General features: G+C 59.9%; 14 protein-coding genes. 9 read left to right on the plus strand and 5 right to left on the minus strand.

Features of this window, described 5'->3' with window-relative positions:
* Positions 1-135: 135 nt before the first annotated feature.
* On the plus strand, positions 136-2,529 hold the full coding sequence (locus B5G09_RS05795) for an outer membrane beta-barrel protein (RefSeq protein WP_087404415.1): 2,394 nt from the start codon (positions 136-138) through the stop codon (positions 2,527-2,529).
* 99 nt (positions 2,530-2,628) lie between these two features.
* On the opposite strand, the gene B5G09_RS05800 is transcribed toward B5G09_RS05795, so the two are convergent.
* The 5 genes from B5G09_RS05800 to B5G09_RS05820 form a co-directional block, all read right to left on the minus strand.
* A complete protein-coding gene (locus B5G09_RS05800; protein ID WP_087404416.1) occupies positions 2,629-3,630 on the minus strand; it encodes a DMT family transporter in 1,002 nt (333 codons plus the stop codon).
* 1 nt (position 3,631) lies between these two features.
* Positions 3,632-4,207 carry a LemA family protein gene (locus tag B5G09_RS05805; RefSeq protein WP_087404417.1) on the minus strand — a complete coding sequence of 192 codons (576 nt, stop codon included), beginning with the start codon at positions 4,205-4,207 and terminating at the stop codon, positions 3,632-3,634.
* Between the two features lie 187 nt (positions 4,208-4,394).
* Positions 4,395-5,279, minus strand: coding sequence for a TPM domain-containing protein (locus tag B5G09_RS05810; protein WP_241147586.1), 885 nt, complete (start codon positions 5,277-5,279; stop codon positions 4,395-4,397).
* A gap of 158 nt (positions 5,280-5,437) precedes the next feature.
* On the minus strand, positions 5,438-6,235 hold the full coding sequence (locus B5G09_RS05815; protein ID WP_087404419.1) for a hypothetical protein: 798 nt from the start codon (positions 6,233-6,235) through the stop codon (positions 5,438-5,440).
* A 156-nt stretch (positions 6,236-6,391) separates the two neighbouring features.
* Positions 6,392-7,675 (minus strand): alpha-amylase family glycosyl hydrolase, encoded by a 1,284-nt coding sequence (locus B5G09_RS05820; RefSeq protein ID WP_087404420.1) that lies wholly within the window; start codon positions 7,673-7,675, stop codon positions 6,392-6,394.
* 304 nt (positions 7,676-7,979) lie between these two features.
* On the opposite strand from B5G09_RS05820, the gene B5G09_RS05825 reads away from it, so the two are divergent.
* The 8 genes from B5G09_RS05825 to B5G09_RS05865 all read left to right on the plus strand — a co-directional run bounded on the left by B5G09_RS05825 (position 7,980) and on the right by B5G09_RS05865 (position 24,332).
* Positions 7,980-8,786: a polysaccharide biosynthesis/export family protein gene (locus B5G09_RS05825; RefSeq protein WP_087404421.1), complete on the plus strand. Its 807-nt coding sequence runs from the start codon at positions 7,980-7,982 to the stop codon at positions 8,784-8,786.
* A 9-nt stretch (positions 8,787-8,795) separates the two neighbouring features.
* Positions 8,796-11,285, plus strand: coding sequence for a tyrosine-protein kinase family protein (locus tag B5G09_RS05830; protein WP_087404422.1), 2,490 nt, complete (start codon positions 8,796-8,798; stop codon positions 11,283-11,285).
* A gap of 11 nt (positions 11,286-11,296) precedes the next feature.
* Complete coding sequence (locus B5G09_RS05835) at positions 11,297-11,686, plus strand: hypothetical protein (RefSeq protein WP_087311444.1); 390 nt, start codon at positions 11,297-11,299, stop codon at positions 11,684-11,686.
* 700 nt (positions 11,687-12,386) lie between these two features.
* Complete coding sequence (locus tag B5G09_RS05845; protein ID WP_087404424.1) at positions 12,387-16,808, plus strand: two-component regulator propeller domain-containing protein; 4,422 nt, start codon at positions 12,387-12,389, stop codon at positions 16,806-16,808.
* A 326-nt stretch (positions 16,809-17,134) separates the two neighbouring features.
* Positions 17,135-18,409: a hypothetical protein gene (locus B5G09_RS05850; protein WP_087404425.1), complete on the plus strand. Its 1,275-nt coding sequence runs from the start codon at positions 17,135-17,137 to the stop codon at positions 18,407-18,409.
* A 20-nt stretch (positions 18,410-18,429) separates the two neighbouring features.
* Positions 18,430-21,561, plus strand: a complete 3,132-nt coding sequence (locus tag B5G09_RS05855; RefSeq protein WP_087404426.1) for a TonB-dependent receptor — start codon at positions 18,430-18,432, stop codon at positions 21,559-21,561.
* 13 nt (positions 21,562-21,574) lie between these two features.
* Positions 21,575-23,158: a RagB/SusD family nutrient uptake outer membrane protein gene (locus tag B5G09_RS05860; RefSeq protein ID WP_087404427.1), complete on the plus strand. Its 1,584-nt coding sequence runs from the start codon at positions 21,575-21,577 to the stop codon at positions 23,156-23,158.
* A gap of 28 nt (positions 23,159-23,186) precedes the next feature.
* Positions 23,187-24,332 (plus strand): sialidase family protein, encoded by a 1,146-nt coding sequence (locus B5G09_RS05865; RefSeq protein ID WP_087404428.1) that lies wholly within the window; start codon positions 23,187-23,189, stop codon positions 24,330-24,332.
* The last annotated feature ends 32 nt before the right edge of the window (positions 24,333-24,364 follow it).

Genomic DNA, 24,364 nt, shown 5'->3' on the forward strand with positions numbered 1-24,364 from the left:
CCGGGCCTTCCCCTTTTTATATATGTATCCACTTTTTTCAAAAAAAATTAGTACTATGCATTGCAAAGTATAAATATTTTTACATATCTTTGTGGTGTAAACAAATCGGCCTCGTGCCAAAACCCGATACTTCCCATGAAAAAGTGGATCATTTGGATCGTGATGATCATCTGCGCCATTGAGGCTTCGGCCGCCAGACTCTGCCCGGCTCACGGACGCGTCGTCGACCAGCAGGGCAAGGCCATCGAATATGCAACGGTCGTCCTCCTCAGGGAGGGACGCCAGGTGGCCGGCATGGCTACCGATGCCGACGGACGATTCCAACTGGAGGCCACTCCCGGCCAATACGACCTTCAGATTCAATACCTCGGTTGCGAACCCCTCAAGCAGTTGATCCGCGTCGAAGAGAACAACGATCTGGGCGACTTTGTCCTCCGCAGCTCCCCGACCCAAATCGAGGGGGTTGTCGTCTCGGCCCGGCTCGTGAGGCGCGAAGCCGACCGTTTCGTCGTCGACGTGGCAAACGCCCCTGCAGCCATCGGAAAGGACGGCATCGATCTGCTCGAACAGGCCCCGGGCGTCTGGATCGACGGCGAGAAGATCTCCATCAACGGCAAAAGCGGCTCGAAGGTCTACATCAACGACCGCGAACTGAAGATGGACAACACGCAACTGCTCACCTATCTGCGCTCGCTGCGCGCCGAGGAGATTCAGAAAATCGAGGTCATACCCGTCACCGGAGCCGACTACGACGCCGATTCCGCCTCCGGCGTCATCCGCATCACCCTCAAAAAACGCCGCGAAAACGGCCTGAACGGATCCGTCGCCTTCAACACCTCGCAAAGCCGATACATCCACACCTATGACCCCTCGGCCAACATCAACCTCCACTCCGGGAAGGTCGACTTCTACTCCTCCATCTGGGGATCGCTGGGTAACCAGAGGATGATATCCCGCGAAAACACCCGTTACAACGCCTCGGGAAAGAGCCTCCAGGCAATATCCAACGCACGGCACAACCAACGCAACTACGGCATCAATGCCGGCGGCCTCTTCGAGATCAACCCGAAGAACAGCCTCGGCGCCGAATTGTCCGTCTGGCACAACGGTTCGTGGGGGCCCACCTCCACCTCGACCGACCTCATGGATCAGCAGGCCACGGTCAACACCCGCAGCCGGTTCGACAACCACGACCGCGGAAACAACTACACGGCCACGTTCAACTACATCCTCAAACTCGACACCCTCGGCTCAACCCTCAAGCTGCTGGCCGACTACACCCGCCGGGATGCCGACTCGGGCAACGACAATTCAAGCCGCATCACCTCAGGTCCCTCCGTCGTCGACTCTCTCTACCGGGATGCCGCCACAAGCCAATACGACATCATGACCGCCTCTCTGGCCCTCGAAAAGAACTTCTCTCCCCGCTGGACACTGAAGGCCGGAGCCAAGTACACCTTCAACGACATGCGCAACGACGCCCTCTACGAATACCGGAAAGCCGACGCCTGGCTGCGAAACAACGGGCAGAGCTATACGGTCAACTACACCGAAAACATCGCCGCGCTCTATGCAACCGCTTCGGCCCGGCTCGGACGCTGGAGCCTCGTGGCCGGTCTGCGCGGCGAGTACACCCACACCCACGGCAAAAGCGGCGGCCTGCGCCAAAACTACTTCTCGCTCTTCCCCAATGCCAACATCTCCTATACGCTGGCACCGGAAAAGGGCCACTCGCTCATCCTGCAGTATGCCCGCACGATCCAGCGCCCGAGCTTCTGGTGCCTCAACCCGCAACGCTCGCAAATCTCCGACTACACCTATCAGAGCGGAAACCCGGCACTCGATCCCGCCTTCCAGCACGACGTGAATCTCACCCTCGTGCTGGCCAACAAATACTCACTCACGGGAGGCGTGCAGATCATTGACGGTGAGATTCTGCAAACGATGCTCTCCGACCCCCAGAACCCCGACATGCTCCACATCAACTGGGTCAACTTCGACGCCACGACCAGCTACTACGCAACGGTCAACCTCCCCTTCCAACCCGCCAAGTGGTGGCAGATGAACCTCAATGGCGTCTACATGCGCCGCGGCCAGCGCATCGAACAGCACGGTGAGCAGCACTTCTGCAACTGGGTCTTTGCCAATGTCTCGAACACCTTTTCGCTGCCCGCCCGGTTTTACATCGACTGCGCCTACTTCTACCAGGGGCGAATCGACCTGGGGACCATCTGGGTCCTGCCCAGCCACTCGCTGCAGGCCGGCATCAAGAAGCGTCTCGGCGAGCAGTTCCTCCTCTCGCTTTCGGTGCGCGGCATCCTCGACCAGGACCAGCGGATCGGGGCCAGCGGCGACAACGAGGACTTTGTCCGCATGATGCACATCAGTCAGGCGTGGGGCAAGATTCAGTTTCGATTCGGCGTGACGTGGAATTTCCAGAGCGGAAAGGCCTTCCGCAAACGGGCCGTCGAGGCGGCATCCGCCGAGGACCGGGAGCGGCTCTCGAAAGGGTCCGGCACCGGATTCTGACCCCAAACGAAAACGGCCCGGCAAAGGGCTCCGGGAGAGGGGGGGGGGAGAGAGAGAAGGAGAGAGAGAAAGAGAGAGAGAAGAAGAGAAGCGGGGATTTCAGACGGATCCATGCCGGTGGTGGCGAGGGTGCGGCAGCGGAAGGCACCGCGCCCAGCGGTGGGCCCACCGCGGCAGGTGAGGCCGGCGCATCCAGTGGGCCAGATGGGTCACCGCGTTGGGGATCGGAAGCGACTGTCCGGCGATGATCAGCGTCACGGCCACCAGAATCAGTACCACCCCCACGCCGATCCGCAGGGTAAAGGCCTCCCCGAAGACCACAACCCCGAAAAACAGCGCCGTGACCGGTTCCAGCGCCCCGAGGATCGCGGTCGGTGTCGAACCGATGCGGCGGATCGCCCCGGCCATCGTCACCAGCGAAATAATCGTCGGAAAAAGCGCCAGCGATATGGCATTCACCCACAGCAGCAACGTGGGGATGGCCTGCAGGTCGGCGCATCCGCGAAGCCGGACCACGTAGACCAGCGACCCGAATACCAGACAGTAGAAGGTGAGCTTCTCGGTCGGCAGATTCCGCAGCGACGAGCGGTTGATCGCCACGATATAGATCGCATAGGAGAGCGCCGAAAGGAAGACCAGCAGGACACCCGTCAAGTTGAGCGTCGTACCGTCACCGCCCTTGTAGAGCAGCGAGATGCCCGTGCAGGCCAGCACGATCGACAGCACCGTGGAGACGGTGACCCGCTCGTGGAACCCCACGGCCATGATGACGGCCACCATCACCGGATAGACAAACAGAATGGTCGAGGCAATGCCCGCATCCATCAGGTTGTAGCTCTCGAAGAGCAGCAGCGACGAGGCCGAAAAAAGGAGGCCCATCACCGCCAGCGGCACGATGTCGCGCCGATTCAGGGCAAACGACTGCCGCCGGAAGAGCATCAGCGCACCCAGCATCACGACCGCCAGCACATACCGATAGAACAGAACCGAATCGGCCCCCATCCCTGCACCGTAGAGTGGCAGCGCAAAGAGCGGATTCAGGCCGTAGCTGGCGGCGGCTATCGTTCCCAGCACATAGCCGCGCGTACGTTCGCTGAGCATCTCAGAACTTCACCTCGGGGACCGTTTCGCTCCCCTCCGAAGCCTCGAAATAGGGCTTGCGCTCGAATCCGAACATCCCGGCAACGAGATTCGTCGGAAAACGCCGAACCGTCCGGTTATAGCTCTCGGCCGCCTGGTTGAAATCCTGGCGCGCTACCGAGATCCGGTTTTCCGTCCCCTCGAGCTGCGCCTGAAGCTCCAGAAAATTCTGGTTTGCCTTCAGGTCCGGGTAGTTCTCCGCAACGGCGATCAGACGGCCCAGGGCCGAACGGACCCCAGCCTGCGCCTGCTGGAACTCGGCCAGCCGTTCGGGCGTCAGGTCGTCGGCCGAAAGGTTGATCGACGTGGCCCGCGTCCGCGCTTCGGTCACCTCCGAGAGCGTCTGCTGCTCGTGCGCCGCGTACCCCTTGACCGTATTGACCAGGTTCGGAATCAGATCCGCACGGCGCTGGTACTGCGTCTCCACGTTCGACCACGCACTCCGTACCCGCTCCTCCTTGTTTACCAGCCCGTTGTAGGAGCCGTAAAGGAAGAGGACCACAACGGCGACTACGCCGATCCAAATCCATTTTTTCATTGTTCCCGTTTGTTTACTTATTTATTATTATTCCTGTTTTCCCTTTTCATGCGGCTTCTGCAGGCCCGGATTATCGGGGCTCCGGCTTGAGAGGGTCGCTCCGCCCGGTGTCACCCGCAAGGTGCAGGCCAGAGCACGGCATCATCCGCAGACCGTCCCCGGCCCGAGAGACAAATCCTGGCCGGCGTCACCAGCTCGAACCGGCTCCGCCGCCACCGAACGAACCACCGCCAAAGCCGCCGCCGAACGAGCCCCGGCCGCCGCCGAAGCCCCCCAGTCCGCCGCCGATGAACACTCCGCCACCCGGACCTCCGAAATGATCGTCGCCGTAGGAGCGGAACCGACGACGGAACCGATGTCCGCAATGCCGGCACTCATACTCGCACTCCTCGACCCGATAGGCCGGTGTCACCTCCAGCGTCTGCTCCGACACCTGGCGCAGCGCACGGTGTCCGCAATTCGGGCACGGGGTGCGCATCCGTTGCCGGCCCAGCCACACCAGCAGCGGAAGGCCCACGAAAACACCTCCGATCAGCGCCAGAATCGCCCACCACGGAAGCTCTCCGTCGGACGCCTCGCTCAAATCCGGATCGCCCCCTTCAAGCACCCGGGCCGCAGCCTCCACGCCGCTGACCATGCCCGCACTGTAATCCCCCGTACGGAAGAAGGGAATCATGCGCTGCATCTGGATCCGCTTGCAGAGGGCGTCGGGAAGGATGCCCTCCAGTCCGCCTCCCGTCACGAAGCGAATCTCGCGCAGATGCTTCACCAGCAGGATCCCCAGTCCGTTGTTGCTCCGCGAAGAGCCTACGCCCCAACTCCGGAAGAGTTCGATGGCAAACGAAAAGGTATCTCCGCCGGCAATGTCGTCAACGGCCACAACGGCCACCTGCGCCAGCCCCCGCGTGCGAAGCGACGCGCAGATCGAGTCGATCCGCCGGGTCGCATCCGCCGTCAGGATCCCGTCGAGGTCCGACACGTAGCGCCGCGCATCGAGCCGCTGCACGTTCGGAATCTCCCCGGGACGGTACGTTCGAGCCTGCGCAGCGGTCAAACTCAGCAGTCCGAGCATCAGTATCACTATGATTCGTCGCCTCGTCATATCTCAAGTGCAAAGATAACGAAATATTCGCCCCGTGCAATCCCCGATCGGCCTTGATGCCGTCCCGACCGCAAAAAAAACGGCCCGCATCCCTGCAGGCCGTCCGTTTCCGCGAGCAAAACCGCCGATCAGAAGCGGAAGCTCAGATAGATTCGCATCGACGAGGTCTTCAGCTTGCGCTTCGGCGCCGACATCTGATCCATCACATCCCCCATCGACGGATTGTCCTCCTCGCCGAACGAATCCTCGTCGAGATCCAGCCCGTCAAGCGTCAGACCATTGTATTTGGCCGATCCCCAGCGCCATTCGACTCCCAGCGAGATGGCCTTCCACGCCACGGCACAGCCCGCATTGAGCATCGTCACGTAGTGGTGATGAAACGTCTCGTCCATGTAGAGCATCGAATAGGAGGGCGTCACCCGGAAATAGCCGCTCACCTTCAGGTGGTGCACCGGATTGATCGTCACCGACGGTCCGAACTGCATGCCAAATTCCGCCTGATGCACATCCGACGACTCCGTCGTCCCCGACTCCTCGTCGCCATAGTCAATCGACGACTTCGCGTAGTTGATGTCCAGCCACGTCCAGTCCAGCCCGAACTTGATCATCCCCGCAATCGGCTTCTTGTGCAGGTAGTAGGTCTTACCGTTGCTCAGCGACACGCCGAAGTCACTCGTGATGTCGCCGCCAAAGGTCTTGTCCGTCAGCGTCTGCTTCACATAGCCGATATTGAAATACTTCGCCCGGTCCTTCCAGATCGCCTGATTCAGGTTCTCCTTCTCGATGGTCGCCACATTCGTCGTCAACCGGTCCACGACCTGCTGCAGCGAATCCAGACGCTGAGTCGTCGCCTCTTTCGTCTGCTCCTGGGCCCGGATCCCCGAAACCGCAAGAGCCAGAATCATCAGAATGTAAAATTTCTTCATGCCTTTACTGTTTATTGTATGTTTGGTAAATGAGTGTTCCGTCTCCGTTCCACCGCCCGGCTCCTCGACTGCAGTCAGGCCACCTCCATGCACACAATTTCGACAAAGATAGATCATTTTTTCCTTTCGGAAAAGTTTTTTCCCGATCTTTTCTGTTCATCGCGTCAGAATCCGCCAGCTCCACGGCTCCATATCCTCCTCGACCCGACCCCGGAACTCATAGGCACAGCCCGTCATCGCATCCGTATACATCCCCGCATAGATCCCCGTATAGTAGTCGGCGTGGATCCGGTAGGGCGACAGATTCATCACCGCAATCACCCGATTGCCCGGAACTTCGCGAACCAGAATCATCAGGCAGTCCTCCGCATTGTTGCGGATCTCCAGCAGCTTGCCCCCGCGACCGCCCGACGCCAGCGCCGCATTCGCATGGCGCAACGACGTCAAACGTCGCAAGAACTGCGTATGTTCGTTCTCGTGGTAGCGCTCAGCCGGAATCGGATCCCGGTCGAAAAACGAAAACGAATGGTCGTAACCGATCTCCTGTCCCGTGTAGAGCAGCGGCAGCCCCTGCGGCACTACAAACGTGAAGAGCGTCATCACGGCCCGCGCCGCCCCCAGACGCGCGAACTCCGTACCGTTCCAACTGTTCTCGTCGTGGTTGGTCGTGAAGCTCAGGCGCATGGCCCACTCCGGATAACGGTGCTGATCGGCGTAAAGGTAGTCCCGCAGCGAGGTCACACGGACCCGTTGGGCCGCCACATCGTTCATCAAATGGTGCATCTCCCACGCATAGCACGCATCGAAGGCCCCCTGTTCGAAGAGGTTCGGCTGCTCGGCCTCGGCCAGCAGAAACAGATCCGGTTTCAAGGCCCGAAGCCGCCGGGCCGTCGCATTCCAGAAGGCAATCGGAACCAGCATCGCCATGTCGCACCGGAAACCGTCGACGCCGTGTTCCCGGATCCAGAACTCCATCGCCGAGGCCTGGTCCTCCCACACGCCCGGCTCCGCATAGTTGAGTTTGGCCGTGTCGCTCCAGTCGCACGGGATGACCGCCGCACCCGACGAATCCCGCTCGTACCACGACGCCGGGCGTTCGCTCAACCACCGCGCATCCCGCGACGTGTGGTTGGCCACCCAGTCCAGCAGCACCTTCAGTCCCAGCCGGTGCGCCTCCGCAACAAAGGCATCGAAATCGGCCAGCGTCCCCAACTCCGGATTCACCGCACAGTAGTCCCGGATCGAATAGTAGGACCCCAGCGTCCCCTTGCGCGACTCGACTCCGATCGGACAGATCGGCATCAACCACACGGCATCAATACCCAACTCCTTGAGAAACGCCAACTTCGCAGCTGCCGCACGGAGCGTCCCCTCCGGCGTCAACTGACGCACGTTCATCTCATAAATCACCGCCTGATAACTCCATTCCGGATGCAACATGTATCTTACCGCTTTTTCGTTTATGATTCCTGTCCGGATTCGGTCGCAGCAACGCGTGGATGCCTCAAAAAAGAGAGGAGAGTTCTCTCGCAAAACAGAGCCGCTCCCTCCCTAACTCCGCCCGCTCGGAACATGCTCCGAATCCGATTTTTTTCGTTTTCGGACACCAAAGATACAATTTTTTCCCGAATCGTCCGCTTCAAATCCTCTTCCTATGTGAAATAGCTCGCTCCGGAAAACAAAAATATCGGATTTTTCACTATCTTTGCAAACCGAGTCACACCAAATATCTATTTTTTTAGAAATGAGCAACCTATACCGTCTCGTCGGATTCGCACTGCTGGGGCTTCTCCTCGCATCGTGCTCCGCCCAGAAACGTGTCTGGTACCTGCAGGATGTCCAACCAGCTACCCCCGAGCAGATCGTGCAGAACGGGGAGATCCGGATCAAACCCCTCGACCGTCTGATCGTCGTCGTAAACAGCAAGGACCCCGAACTCGCCGTACCGTTCAACTCCTCGACGGCCATGAACTCCCTTTCAGCCAACGGAACCAGCTCTTTTTCGAATATCGAGTCGCTCCAGACCCGAACCGTCGATGAGAACGGATGCATCCTGATGCCCATCATCGGAACCGTCAAGTGCGAGGGCCTCACCCGCAACGAACTCGCCCGGCTGATTGCCGACAAGATCGTCGAGGGCGGCTACATCAACGACCCCTCGGTAAACGTACAGTTCTCCGACATGAAGTTCTCCGTCATCGGAGAGGTCGCCCGTCCCGGCAGCTTCGAGATCGACCGCGACCGGATCTCGATCCTCGACGCACTGGCCATGGCCGGCGACATGACCGTTTACGGCATGCGCAACGAAGTCATCGTTGCCCGCGAGGCAGACGGCAAACGGACCATCGAGGTACTCGATCTCACCTCGAAAGATGTCTTCAGCTCCCCGGCCTTCTACCTCCAGCAGAACGACGTCGTATACGTCAAGCCCAACAAGTACAAGGCCCAGTCGGCCGAGATCAGCCAGAACCGAAGCTTCTATCTCTCGCTCGTCAGCACGGCGATCTCCGTCATTACGCTCACCGTCTCCATCATCACCCTCGCCAAATAAACTCCGATCATGATCGAACAGCAACCGAACAACATACCCCAACAAGCCTTCAACGACGACCAGGCCGGGACCATCAACCTGCACGACATCATCCGCATGATCCTGATGAACTGGTACTGGTTCGTCCTCTCGGTTCTCGTCTGCCTCGGCGTGGCATACTACTACCTGGCCAAAACCCCGAAAATATACAGCCGGACAGCCACCATCCTCGTCAAGGACTCCCGGAAGGGCGGCGCACCCGAGCTCTCGGCCTTCAGCGACCTGGCCAGCTTCCAGACCCAACGCAGCGTCGACAACGAAATCTATATCCTCCAGTCTCGCCGGCTGATGTCCGAAGTCGTCCGACGCCTCAACCTCACCGAAGCGTACTCCATTCACGAGCACCTCCGCGACCGGGACCTCTACGGACAGTCACCCATCGACGTGGACTTCATCAACGGCGACGACAACCAGTCCCTTTCGATGACCGTAACGCCCCGCGGCGAACAGCAGATCGAAATCTCCCAGTTCCAGGACGGCTTCGTCTCCAAACAGGAGAGCCGCTCGGTCGTGACCGCTCAGTACGGTGACACGATCCCCACGCCCATTGGCGAAATCGTCGTCCACAAGACCCTCTACATGAATCCCAAATTCAACGGCGTCCCCATCCGGGTCGGGAAGAGTTCGCTCAAGGCCCTGACCGACACCTACCGCGGAGCCATCAAGTGCGATGTGGCCAAGCAGGGATCCGTGGTCACCATCTCGATGAGCAACTCCGTCGCCAAACGCGCCGAAGATGTCATCAATACCCTGATCGACGTCTATGAAAAGGACGCCATCGACGACAAACGCCGCGTTTCGGTCACAACGGCCGAATTCATCAAGTCCAGACTCGAGGTCATCGGACGTGAACTCGGCGACGTGGACCGCGACATCGAAAACCTCAAAAAGGACAATCAGATGGTCGACATCGCCTCTGAAGCCACACGCAGCGTCACCGAAAGCTCGCAGTACAAGGCCGAAGGACTCTCGCTCGACAATCAGATCAATGTCGCTCAGTTCATCCGCAGCTATCTGAGCGACCCCTCCAAAGCCGGAGAGTTGATCCCCGCCATGGCCTCGGTCACCAATGCCGCCGTCTCGGCTCAGATCGACGAGTACAACACCTCGATCCTCCAGCGTGAAAAACTCCTCGAAAACAGCTCCGAAAACAGCCCCGTCATCCGCGATCTGGACAACCTGCTCGCCGCGATCCGCCGAACCATCATCGCTTCGCTCGACTCCCATATCTCGACTCTCGAGATCCAGCGCGATGCCATGCGGCGCGAAGAGGAGCTCGCAAACCGGCGCATCTCGACCATGCCCTCCCAGGAAAAGGTCATCCTCGGAATCACCCGCCAGCAGAAGATCAAGGAGGAGCTGTTCCTCTACCTGCTCAACAAACAGGAGGAGAACCAACTCAACTACGCCGTCGCCGAGAGCAACTCCCGGACCATCGACACAGCATACGGCAGCAATGCCCCCATCTCGCCCCGACCGATGATGATCCTCGGAATCGCACTGGTCGTCGGTCTGGCCATCCCGTTCGGTCTGCTCTTCCTGATCAGCATGCTCGACACCACCATTCGCGGCCGCAAGGATATCGAAGACCACCTCAGCGCTCCCTTCCTGGGCGACATCCCCTACCACGAAGGCGAAAACCAGGACGGAGTCGTCGTCCGCGAAACCGGCCGCGACGCCATATCAGAAGCTTTCCGGATCCTCCGCTCGAACATGTCCTTCATGAGCGTTTCGGCCGGAAACGAAATGAGGACCATCCTCTTCACCTCGTCGAATCCCCACGCCGGAAAGACGTTCATCGCCATGAACCTCACCATGACGCTCGCCATGGCCGGCAAACGCGTCGTGCTGGTCGATCTCGACCTGCGACGTCATGCCCTCTCCACGCTCATGGGACACGGGAAAACCCGTAACGGCGTCACCGGCTACCTCGCCGGATCGATCGCCGATATCGACTCGATCATCAACAAAACCTCCTACCACGAGAATTTCGACGTCGTATATGCCGGGGTTCAACCACCCAATCCCACCGAAATGCTCCTTTCCGAGAAGCTCGACCGGCTGATCGGTGAACTGCGCAAAAAATACGACTATGTCTTCATCGACAGTACCCCCGCCATGTCGGTGGCCGATGCCGTGATCACCGACCGGCTCTCGGACCTCTGCATCTACATCGTCCGCGAAGGCGTCCTCGACCGCCGGCAGCTCCCCGACATCGAGCGACTCTATCGCGAAAAGAAACTCCACAACATGTGCATCGTCCTCAACGGTGCCCGCACCCGCCGTCACGGGTATGGCTACGGGTATGGTTACGGATATGGTTACGGATATGGCTACGGATACGGGTATGGGTACGGCGACGACTATCACGACGAAAGCTATCGCAAACGCATCAAGGATTTCCTCCTCTCGCTGACCCGCCGTCACCACAAGGACCACGACCATAAACACAAACACTGATCCGTCCGACCATGGCCATTCATCACGCTGTCATAGCCGTCGATTTCGACGGTACGGTTGTCACCCACGCCTATCCCGAGATCGGAGAAGATGCCGGTGCGGTCCCCGTACTCAAGGAGCTGGTCGAGAACGGCTGCCGGTTGATCCTCTACTCGATGCGGCACGGCAAACTGCTCGATCAGGCCGTGGCCTGGTTCCGCGAAAAGGGAATCCCCCTCTACGCCGTAAACGAAAACCCCGAGCAGAAACGGTGGACCTCCTCGCCGAAGGTCCACGCCGATCTCTACATCGACGACAGCAACCTGGGTTGTCCCCTGCGATTCATCGACGGGGAAAAGCGTCCCGTCGCCGATTGGGTACGCATTCGCGAACAGCTCGTCCGCGAAGGATTCCTCGACTGACGGGGGGGGAGCGGCCGGAGAAGAGAAGGCGGCCGGAGAAGAGAAGGCGGCCGGAGAAGTGAGGACGGCCGGAAAAGAGAGGACAGCCGGAAAAGAGAGGGCGGCCGGAAAAGAGAGGACAGCCGGAGAAGAGAGGACAGCCGGAGAAGAGAGGACGGCCGGAAAAGAGAGGACGGCCGGAAAAGAGAGGACGGCCGGAAAAGAGAGGACGGCTGGAAAAGAGAGGGCGCCGGAAAAGAGAGGGCGCCGGAAAAGAGAGACTGACAGGCAGGTCAAGCGGGCGGAGGTCCGACCAGGACAGCGGTCCGATCAAAACAACAGTCTGATCAGGGCAGAAGTCCAGACAAATCGGCTACCCGACCTGAGCGGCGGTCCGACTAAAACGGCAACCCTGCCAAGATGAGGCTCAACGAAGGCGTCAACTCTACCAAAGCCAACGGCCCTAACGAGAAAAACGAACCGCTGGAGACGAGTGACATAACGTCGCAGGCAAGGTCTCCGACATCCGTTGCATCCAACCCCGATTTGGCAAAATCGGGGTTTTGTCGTACCTTTAGGAGAAAATCCAGACTCTACGAACGTGCCAACCGCCCTCTCCGTTTTCCTGCACCGTGTGACCGGCCTCCTGCTGCTCACCGGAATCTTCGCTTCAACACTTCCCCTCGCGGCCGCCCCCTACGAAAGAATCCAGACCCTTTCAATGGACGACGGTCTCCCTCACAGCGACGTGAATGCCATCGTTCAGGATCCCGACGGCTATCTCTGGTTCGCAACCTTCAGCGGTCTGTGCAAATACGACGGTTACCGGATCCAAACCTTTCGGACCGACAACTCAAACCTCTCGAGCGATCGGGTCCTCACCCTCTTCATCGCCCGAGACTCCTCGCTCTACATCGGAACCGAATCCGGAGGCCTGAACTGCTACAACCCCGCAACCGAATCCATCACGCCGATCAACGATGAGTCACACGCCTCGGCCGATCAGGTTGTGAACGACATCTTCCAGGATCACGACGGAACCATCTGGGTCTGCCGCAACGACGGCCTGGCCTGCCTCGATACCCGAAACGGCGGCAGTTCGCTCCGCTCGAAACCCCGATGGGGAGGTTATTACATCCAGTGCGGCACCGTTCTGGAGGACGGGCGGCTGCTCCTCTCCACCGACGCAGGTCCCGCCATCTACAACCCCGAAACCGAAGAGATCCAGAACGTGCTCCGCGACGAGATCCGCGCCCGATGCCTCTCGATCCGAACCCTCCGCGACGGGAAAATCGCCCTCTCGGGCGGTTGGGGCGTGAGAATTCTGGATCCCGAAAGCTGGAAAGTCAACCGAATCTGCGACTTCTCATCCCGCATCGTCTTTCAGGACAGCCAGGGTGAACTCTGGGTCGGAGCGTTCAATCAGGGCCTCTACAAATACGATGCGAACGGCGCCCAACTGGCACACTACCACCCAAAACTCCCCATTCCGCACGCCATCAGTTCGTTCGAAATCAGCGCCCTGTTCGAGGATCGTTCCGGCGTGCTCTGGATCGGAACCATCGGCGGCGGTCTGAACCGACTCAACATCGTCGAAAAACACATCGCCTGTTTCACCGAAGCGCAGGGGCTGAGCGAAAACCGCGTCATCACCTTTCTCGAAGCCCGCGACGGCACGCTCTGGGTCAGCACCCACGGGGGAATCGACCTCTTCGACCGACGGTCGGTGTCGTTCCGCAAACTCCGCATCAACGGAATGCCGAGCATCCGATTCGCCACCGTCTCGGCCTTCTTCACCGCGCAGAACGGCGACCTCTGGATCGGAACCTGGGACAAGGGCCTCTGGATCGTCCCCCGCAAAGAGGTCGAACAGGCCCCGACAAGCGGCGAAGTCCAGGCCCGGCAACTCCGTCATCCCGTCATCGACGGCGCCCTCTCCGTCTTCCGAATCGTCGAGGACCGCGACCGCCATCTCTGGATCAGCTCCAACCGCGGCTGTTTCGAGTACATTCCGGCGGCCCCCGGCGGCGTCGACCGCTGGATCAACTATGCTCACGACGTCAACGACCCCAATTCGCTCTGCTCGGACTTCACGACCGACATCTGTCCCGATCCCGCCACGCGCGAGAAGACCATCTGGATCGGAACCCGCTCGGGATTGAACCGGATCCGCTTCGATGCCGGAGGGGGGGGGAAGGCCAACTGCCAGCGCATCGAACTCGGAAACGCCGGCAACACCGCTAAACGCCGAAACCCCTTCATCTCGACAATCCATTGCGACCGCCAGAACGGGGACCTCTGGATCGCAACCATCGGCGAAGGGCTCTTCCGCATGTCCGAAGGCCGGAACGGCGGGGAAGCCCCGCGTTTCGAGGGCTTCGACACCTCGAATACCCGACTCTTCAACAACGAACTCGAAAGTCTGCAGGAGGATGATCACGGCGCATTCTGGATCGGTGGATACGGAATCACACGCTTCGACCCACGCACACGCTCGGTCCGGCACTTCACGGTCAAGGACCAACTCCAGAGCAACTCGTTCAAGATCTGGGCCTCGTGCCGGCTGCGCGACGGGCAGATGGCATTCGGCGGCGTGAAGGGTTTCAACATCTTCCACCCGGACAGCATCACCGACAACAACATCCGGCCCCGTGCCGCCATCTCCCGGCTCAGAATCCGCAACCGCGTCGTCCATGCCGGCGACTCCATCCGCGGTAAGGTCGTCCTCCGCAAGGCCGTCAACCGCCTCGAACGCCTCGAACTCTCCTACCGCTGCAACAATCTCACCTTCGAATTCTCCGCATTCGCCTACGTCGACCCGCAGTACAACACCTACAAGTACCGCATGGAGAATTTCGACCACGACTGGAACTACACCGGAGGAATGTCACCACAGGCCGTCTACACCAGCCTCCGCCCCGGAAACTACCGGCTGGTGGTCTATGCCGCCAACGAAGACGGATATTGGTGCGATGAGCCGGCCCGACTCGAAATCGTCATCCATCCGCCGCTCTATGCCACCCGGGTCGCATACCTCCTATATATATGTATGGCCGCCCTGGGCATCTACGCCTGGCACCGCCGATCGCTGCGCAAACTCCAGGAGCGGCACCAGATCGAACTCGAACGCAATAGATACTACGAAGAGCAGAAAAGCAGCGCCAACATGCTGCAGTTCTACACCGACATCGCCCACGAACTCAAAACCCCGCTCTCGCTGATCGCCGCACCTGTCGAGGAGCTGTTGATGAATCCACACATCGGCGAAACCACCCGAAAACGACTCGAACTCGTCAGCCGCAACACCGCGGCCCTCACCACCCTGCTCGAACAGATCCTCGACCTGCGGAAATACGAAAACCACAAGATGAATCTGGTCGCCGTCCAGACCGATCTGACGCAGTTCCTGCGCCGTGTGGCCGAACTCTTCAGACCGCTGGCCGACAACCTCCGGATCAGCTTCTCGATCGAGCTCCCGGAAACGCCGATCTTCGTCCGGATGGATCGCGACAAAATGGAGACCGTCGTCGTCAATCTGTTATACAACGCCTTCAAGTACACCCGCAAAGGTTCGGGCAAGGTGACCCTCTCCTGCGAAGAGCGGCAGCACGAGGTCGCAATCCTCGTCGAGGACAACGGAATCGGCATCGCCCGCAACGAACAGACCCGCATCTTCGAGCGTTTCTATCAGGCCTCGAACAACGCCGCCGCCCAAAAAAGCGTCGGCATCGGTCTGGCGCTCTCCAAACACATCGTCGAACTGCACCACGGAACCATCGAGGTCGAATCGGAACTCAACGTCGGTTCGCTCTTCCGGGTCCTGCTGCCCAAAGGGTCGGCCCATCTCTCACCCGAACAGATCAAGGAGCCCGACGAGGTGCCGGACCACAGACTGCAACGGCTCCCGGCGCAGATCGAGGAGGAGTTGACCGCAGCTTCGGCCGGGATGGAGGCGCAGACGCCAGACGGTCGTTCGGCCGAAACGTCCCGGGATGGAGAGGCGTCCGGGGTGTCAGTTCCCTTCGCCGGAGCGGACGGAAAAGCGGCAGCCGCAACATCCGGAACGTACAGCGCGACTGCCGGGACAACCGGGTCAACCGGGTCGGACAGCGCAACGGCCGGGCCGGAAAGGTTTGCGGCCGAAGATGCAGTTGGGACCGGCAACGCGGCTGCCGGACCAGCCGCGCAGGGGCACGTGACCGCCGGGCCGGGAAGCTCCGCGACCAAAACGTCCGGATCAGCCCGTGCCGAAGCCGGATCGTCCGGATCGGAGAAAGCCGCCGGAGGTCGGGGTGAATCCGCCGCACGGCAGGCTCGAAGATCCGGTATCGAAAAAGGGTCGGGGCGAAGCGTCTCGATCCTTGTGGCCGAGGACAACCCCGCCCTGCGCGACTATCTCCACGCGGCTCTTCAGGGCCGATACGACGTCATCACGGCCTCAAATGGTCAGGAGGCTCTCTCGCTGGCGGTCGAACAGCAGCCCGATCTGGTGCTCACCGACATCGTCATGCCCGGAATGACCGGTATCGAACTCTGCCGCCGTCTGAAAACGGAACCCCAAACCGCTCAAATCGCCGTCATCCTCCTCACGGCACACAATCTTCAGGATTACGAAATCTCCGGTTACAGAGTCGGCGCCGACGGCTACATCGCCAAACCCTTCTCCCTGGAGGTGCTCTTCTCACGGATCGACAACCTCGTGGCCCGGCAGGAGATGATCCGCAGAACACGACTGCCGCACGCCGAAATCCCCGTCTCGGAGGTCTCCGTCGAAAAGAGCCAGGACCGCTTCCTGGTCAAATGCACCGAAACCGTCGAACAGGAGATGGCCGATCCGCAATTCGACGTACAGCAGCTGTGCCGCAAAACCGGCGTCTCCCGATCGCTGCTCTACAGACGGCTGCTCGCCCTGACCGGGCTGACCCCCGTACAGTTCATCCGCAACATCCGCCTCCGGCACGCCGCACAACTCCTGTCAAAGGACGGCTCGCTGCCCGTCAGCGAGGTGATGTACCGCGTCGGATACACCAACCTCAGCCACTTCGCCAAAATCTTCCACGATGAATTCGGGCTCCTGCCCAAGGAATTCGCCCTCCAGGGCCGGAACCGGGAGGAAAACGACCATAAAAAGACGAACAGCTGAGAGTCTGAACCTTAACTGATCCCGGATGCCATTTTTCAGATAAATTAATAAATACTTTTTCCGACAACCGCATATTTTGCAACATTTACGTTAATTTTTCAGGTTCCGATCCCCTTTCTTTGTATTGGCTGCCCGAAATACGGCAGTCCCGAAACCTAAAATCAACGCCAATGAATCCCTTTACACCTCTATCTCCCGCCCAGTCGGACGGCTCCCGCCGTGCCCGACCGATGGCGCACGACCCGGATTGACCCGACCGGTGCCCCCTCACCTGCAAACCTTGTCGTTTAACGATTTTTTTTTCGCCATCCTTAAAACCACGAACCATGAAACACGATTTACTCCATCTGCTGCCGGCCCTCGCACTCGCCTGTCTGACCGTGGCCTGCGGCAACGATTCGAACGGGTGGTCGCAACCCTACGAACTGGCCTGGCGCTACGATACCCAAACCCAGATCAGTGTCGGCAAACCTGCCACCTTCACCGACCTCTCGCTCGGCGTCAAAACCCGCCAGTGGAGCTTCCAGGACGCCACTCCCGCAACTTCGACCGAGCCCGAACCCGCCGTCGTCTTCAACTCCATGGGCACGAAGACCGTCTCGCTCACCATTCACTTCCTCAACGGCGAAAGCCAGACCCAGTCGTTCGACGTCGAGGTATTCTACCCCCTGAACGCCAAAATCAGCCCTCAGAACCTCACCCCGAAGGGCTGCATACGGCTCAATACCCCGATGACCTTCGGTCTGTCGGAGGTCGAGGGCGATCCGACCTCCTGCGAGTGGACCTTCGAGGGCGGAACGCCGGCCACCTCGACCGAGGCAAATCCCCAGGTCGTATGGTCGTCGCCCAACAAGAAGGGCGCACGTGTCACCTGCCGTCTGAAACGAGCCGACGACGGCAAAACCACCGACCTGGCCGAAACCTATATCGTCGGAAACTACCCGCTGCTCTACCCCATTGCCGACAAGGACTACGACCCCTGGCAGTTCGAACTCGCCTCGCGCGGCAAATGGACCTTCTGGAACACAACGACTGGCACGGATGACATCACGACCAACACCGCGATCGTGACAGGCGGCGCCGATCAGACCAAACAGGCCCTCAAGGTGACCATCCAACCCGGAATCATCTACCAGCTCTTCACGCGCGACAACTGGGTCAACAACGCCCAACTCACGGCCGGCAAAAAGTACGAAATCTCCTTCTGGCAGAAGACCGATGCCCCGCAGGGTACGCTCATCGTCCTGCTCGGCGTCTACAACTACCTCCCCTCGTGGTCGTGGAACGACGTGCTCGGAACTCTGGCCAGTGACCACTGGAGCACCTATTTCCCCAATATTCCCTTCCAGGAACAGCCCGAAGAACTCCTCTCCATCTGGAGCAACGTCGAATACCCCCTCACCGAGGAGATCACCCTCCCCGCTACACCCGAGCTGATGCCCTCGTCCGAATGGAAGCAGGTGCGCTTCGAATTCACCGCCGCAAGCGCCAAATACACCGACCTGCTCAACTCCTATCCCCAGTTCGCGTTCCTCTCCACGAACGGCGCCGACGTAAACTGGTATCTGGACGAAGTGCAGATCAACCTCATCGAAGAATAAACCAGCTTAAACCTTGAACCATGAAACGTTTCGTTCCCATATTGACTGCCCTGCTGCTCATCGTGTCGGGGCTCCGGGCCCAAACCTCCGTCAGCGGCACGATCACCTCCTCGGACGGCAAACCCGTCGCCGGCGCTTCGGTGATCATCGACGGCACGACCGTCGGCGCAACGTCCGATGCCAGCGGCGCCTACCGTATCCAGGTCCGCTCGTCGAATGATGTCCTCGTATTCAGCTTCCTCGGGTACAACTCCGTCCGCGAAACCGTCGGACAGCGTACGCGCATCGACGTCTCGCTCGCTCCCTCCGATCTGAAAATCGACGACGTCGTCGTGGTCGGTTACGGCTCGCTCCGCAAAAAGGACATGACCGGGGCCGTCTCCTCGATCAAGGGCGATGCCTTCGAAAACCGCGTCCTCTTCTCGGTCGATGACGCCCTGGCAGGCGGCGTGGCCGGTCTGATGGTCAACTCCTCGTCGGGTAAACCCGGCTCGGAGTCCAACATGCTCATCCGGGGAGCCAACTCGCTCACCGGCTCGACCGCCCCGCTGATCGTCCTCGACGGATTCCCCCTGTTCGACGTCAGCACCTCCACAGGCGGCGGTATCGACGGCTACGACACCGGCATGTCCTCCCTCTCGATGATCAACCCCGACGACATCGCCTCGATCGAGGTTCTCAAGGATGCCTCCGCTACGGCCATCTACGGAAACCGCGGCGCGAACGGTGTCATCCTGATCACCACCAAGCGCGGTCGCGGCGACAGCGGCAAGATCCAGTACAACACCTACTTCGGTTTCCAGCAGATGAACCGCCGATACGACATGATGGACTTCCGCCAGTATGCCGCCTATCAGGTCGACCGGAACCCCTCGAACAACCATCTCTTCACCGACCCCGTCACCCAGCTGCCCCGTCAGATCGGGGACGTACAGTCGCGTGACTGGCAGGACGAAATCTTCCGTACGGGATTCATCCAGAACCACTCGCTCTCGGTGTCACACTCCAGCGACAAGACCAGCATGTTCTTCTCCGGATCCTACATGCAGAACAAGTCGGTGCTGATCTCCACCAACTGGCAGAAACTCACCGCGAAGGCCACCATCGACCACCGTTTCACCGACTTCCTCCGCACGGGCGTCGACATCGGATACAACCGCATCGTCGATGACGGCGTCCCCACCGGCGGCGAAGGAACCGCCCAGGTCGCCGGTATCATCACCTCGGCGCTCACCGCCCTGCCCTTCGAATTCGACGAAACCACGCAGGCCTTCTTCCGCCGTGCCGGAGTCTCGCAGTCCACGCTCGACTCCTACATCGACGGCTATCACGGAAACCCCGTCAACATCGCCAACCAGACCGAACTCTCCAAGCGGATCAACCGCATGATGCTCAACGCCTATCTCGAGGCCGACATCCTGAAGGACCTCACCCTGCGCATTACGGCCGGTTATGACAACTACTCGCTCAAGGACCGGCAGTTCTACCCCACGTCGACTCCCCGCGGATACTTCTACAAGGGACAGGGCATCATCGGAAGCTCCGAGTCCGGCAGCTGGATCAACGAAAATACCCTCACCTGGAAACCCGTCTTCGGAAAACACCGCCTCAACGTGCTGGTCGGCATGACCGAACAGGGCTACACCACCTTCTACGACCGCAGCGAAACAACCCAGTACGAATACGAGGATCTCGGATCGAACAACGCCCAGATGGCCAAGGTATTCAACGTCTTCTCGAGCAAGGAGCAGATCCGGTATGTCTCGCTCATCGGCCGTCTGAACTACTCGTACGACAACCGATACATCGCCACCTTCACCGTCCGCCGCGACGCTACCTCGCGCTTCATCAACAACAAGTGGGGTACGTTCCTCTCCGGTGCCCTGGCCTGGAACATCGACAGCGAAAAGTTCATGCAGAACCAAAACACCGTCAGCACCCTCAAACTGCGGCTGAGTCTGGGCGAGGTCGGCAACTCGAACGTCCCCACGGCCGGCTCCTACTCTCAGCTCTACGGCACAAACTACTCCTTCGGTAACATCGAATCCATCGGCCAGTCGTCGATGTCGATCGCCAACGAGGACCTTTCGTGGGAGACTACCCGCGAGGTGAATGCCGGTCTGGAGATCGGTCTGTGGAACGACCGGCTGCGCTTCACCGCCGACTTCTACGACAAGGTCACCCGGGATCTGCTGCTCGAGGCGCCGGTCATCAACATCGTCGGATTCGACAAGGCCTGGCAGAACATCGGCCGCATGCGAAACCGCGGTGTCGAGCTGAGCCTCAACGCCCAGCTCGTCAACCACCGGAACTTCAAATGGGACTTCTTCGCAAATTTCGCACTCAACAAAACAAAAATCCTTGAACTGGGGCAGGGCGGAGCCCCCATTCTGCTGGGTGTCACCTGTCTGGGTGGCCAGAACGCCGTGATCCTCCAGGAGGGCGGCCAGATCGGAGACATCTACGGATATGTCACCGAGGGCGTATACGGCCTGAACGACTTCGAAATCGACGGTACCACCCCCAAACCCGGCGTAGCAGTCGAAACCGGCGCCGAGGAGCCCGGATCCATGCGCTTCGCCGATCTCTACAAGGACGGCAAGATCACCTCCGACGACCGCACCGTCATCGGAAACTCCTCGCCCGACTTCTACGGCGCTTTCGGCACGAACTTCTCCTGGAAGAACCTCGATCTCAACCTCTCGTTCCAATACTCCTGGGGCGGCGATGTCTACAACGCAAACTACAACCAGCTGGCCGCATTCTCCGGCACCACGAACAACCAGATGGCCTTCTTCGAGGAGCGATGGTCCCCTCAGAACCTCTCCAGCACGCAGTACGCCCGGATGACCAACAACCAGGTCTGCTCGGCATTCGTCGAGGATGCCTCGTTCCTCCGACTGCGCTCGGCACGCATCGCATACACCTGCCCCCACAAGTGGTTCGGCCCCAACAGCCACATCGGAACCATCAAGTTCTATGTCGCCGCCGAAAACCTCTTCGTCCTGACCCGATACTCGGGATATGACCCCGAAGTATACTCCAAACAGGGATCCGGAAGCATGAGCAACATCCTCACCTCAGGGTTCGATTACGGCTGCTTCCCCCGCCCGCGCACCTTCACCGTCGGTCTCAACATCCTGTTCCAATAAAACGATCCGTATCATGAAAAATCTCATTCATTCAGCATACTCCATCGTCGGCGGGGTCTCGCTCGTCCTGGCCGCCGGCGCCACGACGGTCTCCTGCAGCGACTTTCTCGAAGTCCCGCTCGAAAGCACCGTCGCCACCTCCAACTTCTACAAAACGGCCGAAGAGTTCGATCTCGGTCTGACGGGCGTCTACAACATGCTGCTCTCCGCAGAGTGGGCCAACGGGGACCGTTACGGCTCCTATTTCCAGGGGTTCCTGATCCTCGGACGCGTCGGTACCGACGAGATGATCATCCCGAACAACATCGACGGCAACGAAACCGAACTCTGCAACTACACCTACACCCCCTCGCACCGATACATCTCCCGTACGTGGTATGTCCAGTATCGCGGCATTCAGCGCGCCTGCGTCATCATCGACCGGCTGACGAACACCGACATCGGCAACGAAAGCGAGAAAAACCGAATCCTCGGCGAGGCCTACTTCCTGCGCGCCTTCTACTACTTCCACCTGGTACGGCTCTTCGGCGAGGTGCCCATCATCAACCATGAGGTCACCGATCTGGAGATGGTCCGCACCGAAAAGGCCTCGATCGCCCAGGTCTACGAACAGATCGTCAGCGACCTGAAGCAGGCCATCGCCAAACTCCCCGTCTCGAATGCCAACGGCCGTGCACACTACTACGCCGCAAAGGCCATGCTCGGCAAGGTCTATCTGCAGATGGCCGGCCAGCCCCTGCAGGACCCCAATGCCGCCGCACTGGCCGAAACCGAACTCCTGGAGGTGATCAAGAGCGGTCGATTCGCCCTCGTGACGGACTACTTCAGCCTCTTCGACGCCTCGAACGAATACAGCTCGGAGTACCTCTTCGACGTCGAGTTCGCCAACAACGGTACGACCACCTACGGCGGACAGGTCGGAACCACCGACGGCGTCCAGACCCCCAACAACCTCTACTGGACCGCCGTGTGGAGCACCCAGGAGTTCTACGAAACGTTCGACCCCAAGGACCTCCGCCGCGACAACATCGCCCGCTTCAAGTATGTCTACGACGACAACCAGAATCTGGTCAAGGAGGATCTCAGCGCCGAACCCATCTACTACGCCTACAAGTTCCGCCACGCCCTGACCGAAGAGGGCCGCGGTGCCGGTTGGGCCAACTGGGCTAACCCGATCAACTTCCCCATCATCCGCTATGCCGACGTGCTGCTGATGTATGCCGAGGCCGTATGGCGCGCTCACGGAGTGCCCTCGGATCAGGCCCTCGAATATGTCAATCAGGTGCGGCGCCGCGGCTTCGGGGCCGATATCCACACCCCCGATCCGGAGGTCGATCTCAAGATGATGAGCGGCGACGAGTTCGGCGAGGCCCTGCTCGCGGAACGCAGCTTCGAACTCTGCTTCGAAGGCCAGCGCTGGTATGACCTGGTTCGATTCGGCAAACTCGAGGAGGGCGTGAAAAAGTTAGCCAAGTACTCGAGCGCCGCCACCTCCCAGGCCCAGAACTTCCAGCCCAAACACCTCTTCTTCCCCATTCCGCAGGACGTCATCGACGCCTCGAACGGAAAGATCGAACAGAACCCCCTCTGGAAATAACCGCACCGGTTGCTAATACGACGTTATCATGAAAAAATTCGCTTTATATACGGCCGGAGCCGTGCTGATGCTCGCGGCTGCAGCCTGCGACCGGGACCTCGATCTCGCGCACGCCTACGACAACTCCTCCAGTTCGAAACCCTACGAGTTCGACAAGGACTTCAACTTCGACGACTACATCGACTTCGGCTCGTTCGTCGTCAGCGACCGCGTCGTCTGTGAACAACAGCCCGACATCCCCCGCTACTCGTTCTGGCTCGACGGAAAGATCTCCGTGGGCAAGTACGACGATTCGGGACGGTTCACCCTCTACTGGTCGGCCGACAACTCCCTGAGGCAAACCTCCGACTCGCCCTGGCTCGAGGAGAATGTCAACGCCCTGAGCGCGGAGATGGAGGTCTTCGGAAAGGATCTCGAGCCCGTCGACGGCTTCTACGACGGCGGTGCCTGGTTCATCGGCGTTCACAAACTCCCGGACGGCCGTCTGGCCGGATTCTTCCACGCCGAAAGCCACTGGGCCGGGTCCAACTCCGCCTACAAGTCCATCGGTGTCACCTACTCCCGGGACAACGGCCTGACCTGGGAGAAGGGCAGCCGGATCCTCGCCGGTACGGATCCCAAACCCGAAAACCCTGCCGGACAGGGCGTTTCATACGGTCTGGGCGACGGCTGCGTGGTCTGGAACGAGGCGCTCGGCGCCTGGATCTGCTACTACTCGGGATACTGCAACGACCCCGGAAACTACATGATCACGATGGCCCGCTCGACCGACCCCGCCGGTGCGGCCGGCACCTGGAAAAAGTGGGACGGCGAGGATTTCACCATCGAGGGCTGCAAACGGCAGTCGCAACTCGGCGGCGAAAACTTCAAGATCGCCAACCTCGACGCCTATGCCGGCGGAAACCCCTCGGTCATGTGGAACCACTACCTCAACAAATGGGTCATGGTCTTCCACTCCTGGAGCCAGCGCATCTGTCTGTCGACGAGCAGCGACGGTATCGTCTGGGAGGCCCCCAAGTCACTCGACCTGGGCGAGGAGAAGGCCATGTATCCCAATCTGATCAGCGAAGAGGGTGATCTGACCGGCGGGCAGGCCGTACGCCTCTACTACGCCGCCGACATGAATGATCTCGGACAGCGCTCGCTGGCCTGGAGAAAGGTCGTATTCTATTGATAAGGGGCATGTCGGGTAGAAAATTCCTTCTG

It is taken from the genome of Alistipes sp. An54, from assembly GCF_002159375.1.
GTDB lineage: Bacteria > Bacteroidota > Bacteroidia > Bacteroidales > Rikenellaceae > Alistipes > Alistipes megaguti.